At 37.6% G+C, this 6,438-nt stretch carries 9 protein-coding genes; all 9 read left to right on the top strand.

All coding sequences use genetic code 11. From position 1 onward, the window contains the following. A partial coding sequence (locus tag E4T79_RS05380) for an RHS repeat-associated core domain-containing protein (protein WP_135028396.1) occupies nt 1–1,295 on the top strand: 1,295 nt, incomplete at its 5' end. Between the two features lie 14 nt (nt 1,296–1,309). Next, entirely contained in the window at nt 1,310–1,933 is a 624-nt protein-coding gene (locus E4T79_RS05375) for a DUF443 family protein (protein WP_135028394.1), read from the top strand. A gap of 25 nt (nt 1,934–1,958) precedes the next feature. Next, entirely contained in the window at nt 1,959–2,153 is a 195-nt protein-coding gene (locus tag E4T79_RS05370; RefSeq protein WP_135028392.1) for a hypothetical protein, read from the top strand. Nucleotides 2,154–2,377: 224 nt separating this feature from the next. Further along, on the top strand, nt 2,378–2,791 hold the full coding sequence (locus tag E4T79_RS05365; RefSeq protein WP_135028390.1) for a DUF443 family protein: 414 nt from the start codon (nt 2,378–2,380) through the stop codon (nt 2,789–2,791). Between the two features lie 169 nt (nt 2,792–2,960). Then, nucleotides 2,961–4,136, top strand: a complete 1,176-nt coding sequence (locus E4T79_RS11230; RefSeq protein ID WP_209304550.1) for a polymorphic toxin type 15 domain-containing protein — start codon at nt 2,961–2,963, stop codon at nt 4,134–4,136. 10 nt (nt 4,137–4,146) lie between these two features. Further along, nucleotides 4,147–4,710, top strand: coding sequence for a T6SS immunity protein Tdi1 domain-containing protein (locus E4T79_RS05355; RefSeq protein WP_135028388.1), 564 nt, complete (start codon nt 4,147–4,149; stop codon nt 4,708–4,710). 364 nt (nt 4,711–5,074) lie between these two features. Next, the gene (locus tag E4T79_RS05350) at nt 5,075–5,455 is read left to right on the top strand and encodes a hypothetical protein (protein ID WP_135028386.1); all 381 of its coding nucleotides are present in this window, start codon (nt 5,075–5,077) and stop codon (nt 5,453–5,455) included. A gap of 79 nt (nt 5,456–5,534) precedes the next feature. After that, nucleotides 5,535–5,735, top strand: a complete 201-nt coding sequence (locus tag E4T79_RS05345) for a hypothetical protein (RefSeq protein ID WP_209304549.1) — start codon at nt 5,535–5,537, stop codon at nt 5,733–5,735. A 13-nt stretch (nt 5,736–5,748) separates the two neighbouring features. Next, nucleotides 5,749–6,438, top strand: a complete 690-nt coding sequence (locus tag E4T79_RS05340) for a PoNe immunity protein domain-containing protein (protein WP_167752628.1) — start codon at nt 5,749–5,751, stop codon at nt 6,436–6,438.

Here is a 6,438-nt window from a genome sequence, read left to right as displayed (position 1 = left end):
GGGAAGCAAGGGACATCACAGGTCTTGACTACCTGCGTGCAAGATATTATGATAGCAGGGCTGGCATTTTCTTAACCGAGGATAGCTATGCGGGTCAAGCAACAGACCCCCTCAGTCAGAACCGCTATGCCTATGTCCATAACAATCCGGTGAATTACACCGACCCGAGTGGGCATTTCTGGAATAAGCTATGGAAAGGTGCTAAGAAATTCGGCAATAACTTGTGGAATGGTGCTAAGAAACTCTATCACAAGGCTGAGAGATTTGTAGGGAATACGATTGATTCTGCTATTCATCTCGGGAAAAAGGTGGTAAATTGGGTTGGAAATCAAGCTACCAATGCCAAAAATTGGGCTGTTCAACAATGGAATAATTTTACCCAGACCCCCGTTTATCAGGCCGCCCAGCGCACCTATCAAGGAGCAAGTACCTACGTAGAACAGAAATATCAACAAGTCACTCAGACAGCGAACAATGCTTGGGAAGAAGCTAAGAGCACAGGACAGTCTGTCTATAATTGGGGAGTATCCAAGTCTAAAGAGGCAGCCAACATCGCACGCAACTGGACTAAATCACTGGAGGAAACCATTCGGCATGTCTGTACGACCGCCGATCGTGTCGGTAAGCAGACCATGAATTTTTTGAAAAAAGTTGATTGGAAGAAGGTGATAACTGATGCCGTTTCTGCAACTAATAATGTTACTGATGTTTTGGGAATAGCAACTGATGTATCTGATGGATTAGGCTTAGCTAGTAAAGCAATGAGAACTGCGCAACAATTCTTTAAACCTTTTGTTCATTCCATCAAACATGGAGTTTCTGTTGATAGAACTAGCGCCACATATCGTTTAGGAGCTCAATTTACAAAAGCTGGAAAATTCTTGTCCAAAGCTTCAAAATTCTTTAACCATCCAGTAACGAAAGTTGCAACATTTGGTTTACAAGTTTGGGACAGCGTTAATCAAGGGGAAACATTTGGACAAGCCTTAGTACATACAGCAGGAAGTGCAGTTGCTACCGGTGCAGGATATGCTCTAGGTGCAGCGGCTGTAGGAGTTGGTGCTGCTGTGGCTGGGGTAACAGCTCCTGCATGGGTTCCTATTGTTGCTGGTACAGCGGCTGCGATAGGTGTAGGTCTGTGGTTTGATAAAATGTATCAAGATAAAAAATCTTTGCTTAGAACAGGTATAGATGGATTTGGTAAGATTATTGATGGGATTGACCATTATGATGGTAAAGAACCTATTCCTCCACTGAAGAAAGAACCATTAATTCCTTTACCGCCAAATTATTAAGGAGGATATTCAATATGTCAATAATAAATCTTTATGCTATTAAATTACAACCGAGGTATAAATTATTTGAACATGGTGGTAATCATTATATAGTTGATATAGAAAATGGTCTGATAACTTTTCTCTTTCCTATTCTTGGTCCTTTGTTTAAAAAACGGATTTATTTGGTTAGTCAACAAGATTATATAAATCTTAAGACCGATGTTTTGTCAACAAAAGAAGTAAATAAATTTATCTCTCCACCATTTTATATTAGCTTAGGAGCTGCAGTATTTGCACGGATGGTGCCTGATGGATTTGGAACTATTTCGTATATTTCAAATCTATTGTTTTATTTATTTATTGTACTAGCTATTATTTTCTTACGAATCTACTTCTATCGTAAATCTTTGTTAATGAAACAATTTATTACAAAGCCAGTAGGGAAGACTATTTTGCGATGTAAGGATATATCGATTTTGATACTCTGGTGGTTGAGTTTAGTGATGTTATTTTGTTTCGTTGTATTGTCCAAGATTATTCTTCTAGAAAATGAACACAATCTAATATATCATTTCTTAAATGGATTTTCGTTACTTGGATATTTCATATTTGCGTTAGGATATTATACTAAAATAGAATACGAAATAGATATGTAGGTCAATATATTAAAAAGCGGGCAAATTGGGGCGATGTAACAATAGCGGTTGGGCACTAGCAGGAGCGATTGGAAAAGGCGCAGGATTTGCTTTTGACGCAGCTTATAATTCCAATTTTCTACGTATCCGTGATGGCCTTGACTGGGTAGGAAGTAAGATTGATAAGGGATTGAATAAATTATTCAATCCTCCTAGAAGAAAGTTATTTATATTGGTGTAAAGTATGAACAAGATTAGTTTGAATAAAATAAATAAAAATATTAGGTATCGTACTTTTGAATTCCAAAATAAAGTTTATCTGCTGGATTGTGATTCTAATATTAGTGCTTACTTATTCCCTATCTTAGCCTATTGTAAAGTTTATAAATGTTATCAATTACCTGATAATGTAAGTAAAAAGTTAGATTATTCTTCGCTAAGTTCTTATCGTTTTTTTCAGTAGGCTTGTCAATCTTTCTTGCTACTACGATATTGAGGCGACGTTTAGTGCAGTATTTACAGTTAAGTATTCCAGATATTGAAGGAATATTTAAGATTGTTCCGTTATTGATGAGTTTTATACTTATCATAAGCTTTAGAATTTTATACTCTCAGAATTTATCGTTAGATATTCAAGAGGGGAAAGATTCTTATATATTAGTTAGATTAGTTCCTGTAAATTGGAAGTATATTTTTGGAAAAACAATTAGCCACATTTTAATATTATTTATTGTATTAGCGATGATATATGGTATTATAACTAGTGATGAGGTACATTATCTAATAATAATAGGTTTGAATCTATTTGTTCTACTTCTTTCTTTTTCGAATATTTCAGTCTGGGATTTTCAAGAATATCAAGTTTTTATTAAAGAATAAGAATGCCACAAACTGGATTGGTCAGAAATGGAATACTATTTACCACGCTGGCCAGCAAGCCTATCAAAGTGCGAGTGATTATGCCCCAGCTCAGTACCAGCAGATGTAGGCGCAAATTCAAGCTCAGCGTGAGCAGGCTGTTCGAGATGAATTTCCCCAAGCAACTGGTATGAAAGGCACACCGAAGAGCCGAGAAGGGAAGAACCTTCTTCGGAACTGGGGTGCTGCTCTTACCAAGACCTTGAGACATGTGTGTACAACAGCCAAGCGAGTTGGTAAGCAGATTGTAAAAGCTGCTAAGAAGATTGACTGGAAGAAGGTAGCGATTGTGGCTACCGCTACAGTAGCAGCAGTAGCTGTCACAGTAGCGACAGCAGGAGCAGCTGGTCCACTTATTGCGGCAGGTGTTAGTGGTCTAGGTTTAAGTGGTGCCGCAGCAACCGTTGTGACAGCGGCAGCGATTGGAGCAACTGCCGGAGCAGCTGGAGGAGCAGTTAGCGGTTTCACCACAAGCGTTCTTTCAGGAGACAAGCCTAAAGATATCCTTGCGAATACTTGGAATGGAGCAGTAAACGGTTTCGTTGCAGGAGGAGCAACGGGAGGTCTTCTTGGAGGCTTCGGTGCAGCAACGTCATCCGTCAGCGGTTCAGCAGCACGCTATGCGGTCGATACCTTTGGGGAAACTGCGGTTGATACCATTGTGGATGCGGCACAAGGTGGTAAGGTTACCCCAGGTAGCATCATGACCAGTCTTGCGATTAATGCGGTATCAGAAGGTATTCCAACACGAGGAGCTAAAGGCTCCAAGGCCGATGTCAATATTAGTAAGCCTAAAGCAGGTAATGTGAACAGAACTCCAGAAGTAGAGATTCAGTTTAATAGAAATGCGAAACATGATGCTGATGAGTTTTCTCGCCAACTAAAAAATCAACAAGATGGCATGAATAAACTTACGGTAGAAGACTATGTAAAAAATAGGGGAGATTACTTAGCTAATGGTCGTTCGTCAGCTGGTAATGCTGCCCAACAAGCAGCACGGGATAATGCTTATAACAACAAAGTGTCGGAGTTGTTATCAAATGAAACAGTAGATTCTTTAGAAGAAGCTGAACGACAAGCTAAGAATTGGTTAGATACTCAAGCTGCACTACATGACCCTGATCAAGTTGCTGGAGGTTTTATGAATAATGTTACAGGAGTTGGGGATGCAGGAGTAAATTCTTCTATTGGTTCGCAGTGGAAGACTAGAATTGGAGCAGTAGATGAGGTTGTCGATGAAATTGTTAGGACGACACCTTATGACAATCTAAGTAAAATTTATTTGGATGTAAAATTAGTTCCATAGGGAGATAGTTATGATTGAATTTGTAAAGTTAGCAGATATGCCAAATGATATTATCGAAAAATATCGTAATAAAGTACCTGAAATTATGATTGATTTTTGGAAGGAATACGGTATTGCAACGACTTTGAATGGTTATTTAAAGTCTGTCAACCCAGATAGTTTTATTTCTTTTGTTGAAAGTACCTTTGTACTTGGTGAGGATTGTATACCGCTTTTTGTGACGGGATTTGGGGATGTGATTACATTGACAAAATTCAATGGGGAATATAATGTCATTTACATTGTTAAATATAAAGATGGTTATGCTCAAGCTATGTTAGGTGCTAATAGATTTTTCTTTAAATTTTTAGATGATTCTTATTTTCTTTCAAAATATTTTGAATTAGATTTATATAAGGAAGCTGTCCTTAGTGTTGGAGAATTAGAGTATTCTGAGTGTTTTACATTTGTTCCGTTATTAGCTTTGGGGGCATCAAAAGATATTAAGTTTCTTGAAAAAGGAGGTATTGCTGAATACTTAATGCTTATCACACAACTTGTAGGGAATATTGAAGATATTAAGGATAGTATTTAATTTCGGGTTGGTTATGGAGAAATTCTATATCAACCTCAAAAAGCTAAAAAGGGGTTACACCAGATTCTAACGAGTGGTAGATAGATCATATTGTCCCTAAAAGCAAAGGCGGTTCAAGTGGCTTTACTACAAGCGTTCTTTCAGGGGACAAGCCTAAAGATATCCTTGCGAATACATGGAATGGAGCAGTAAACGGTTTCGTTGCAGGAGGAGCAACGGGAGGTCTTCTTGGAGGCTTCGGTGCAGCAATGTCATCCGTCAGTGGTTCAGCAGCACGCTATGCGGTCGATACCTTTGGGGAAACTGCGGTTGATACCATTGTGGATGCGGCACAAGGTGGTAAGGTTACCCCCCAGGTAGCATCATGACCAGTCTTGCGATTGATGCGGTATCTGAGGGAGTTTCAGCTCGTGGGGCTAAAGGTGCTAAGGCAGATGTCAATACCAGCAGGCCGAAGTCTGGGGATGTATCAGCTGGTAAAGTAACTAAATCTACTTCTTCTGAATCAGCTGAAGATATTAGACGTAGAGTTCTTTCTAATATTGAAGATAGCAGAAAACCAAGAAATAGTTCAAACTTTGACGAACATCTTCGTCGTGAACAGACTATAAAAGCGATTCAAAATGTTGAGAATGGTACAACGCCTCTGACAAATAATAATCAAAAAGGTAATTATGGAGAGCTGAAGATGGATCGTTATATGGAAGAGAGAGGCTTTACAAGAGTAAGCAAAGATAGGGTATAAAGATAGGGTATCAAGTATAGATGATAAAGGACATCAGGGAATTGATGGTGTTTATTATAATAAGAACACAGATACTTATGTGGTAGCAGAAGCTAAATATAATACGGCAAAGTTAGGTAATACACAAGATGGACCTCAGATGAGTAGCAGCTGGATTGATAAGAGATTACAAAATGCAGTGGGTGCAGATATTACAAAAGTAATTAATAGGCAAGGATACGATAGCTTATTAGTTCGAGTTATGCCTGATGGAAGTATTAAATCTAGTGTACTACCATAGTTCGGAGAAGTTTATGATTCGTGATAAATTAAAAGATAATAATTATTTTGATCTATATCTGTCAAATCAAATTGAAGATTTAGCATATTATGAGAAGACCTTATATCAAATAGAGGCATCAAAAGAAAAGGTTATAAAGTCATTAAAGAATACTATTTTTAGAATCTCTGTCGAAATCCTAATTGCAAGATATTCTAAAGGCGATAATTTAGCAGTGATTAAAGAGGAGTATATTAATTGTATTCCAAAATTTAAAGCGGCTTTTTCAGAAATTATTGATACAAACAGTGTTCAGTTTATAGCGTTAGGTACTTTATTAAATATTGATTTATCTGAGGATGAGGAATTACTTTCGCTCATAGAACAATATGATATTTCATATAGTTTAGTTGAGATTTTTGTGAATAAAAATACAGATATTGATGTACGTCTTTATAAAGATATTAAAAGGTTTAGACCATGGATTGCAGAATTCTACAATAAACCTGACGAGAGAGAAGCTATTATTTCTAAACAGCTATCGAATTGGTATAGAAGTCAAAGAAGTAGTTATTTCTTTGGCTATGATAAAGAGGAGGAACCGTTTTATTTCGGCTACTGGGCTTTAGAAATCGCTGCACTGGTAAAAGTACTCAACATACCTGATGATTCTTTTAGCGACCACAAATATTACCCTTATGATTTAGTACATTTTGGAGGTTAA

Source organism: Streptococcus sp. LYSM12, assembly GCF_004569635.1.
Taxonomy (GTDB): Bacteria; Bacillota; Bacilli; order Lactobacillales; family Streptococcaceae; genus Streptococcus.
Note: the sequence above shows the minus strand (reverse complement) of the source record. Positions and strands in the feature narration are given on the sequence as shown.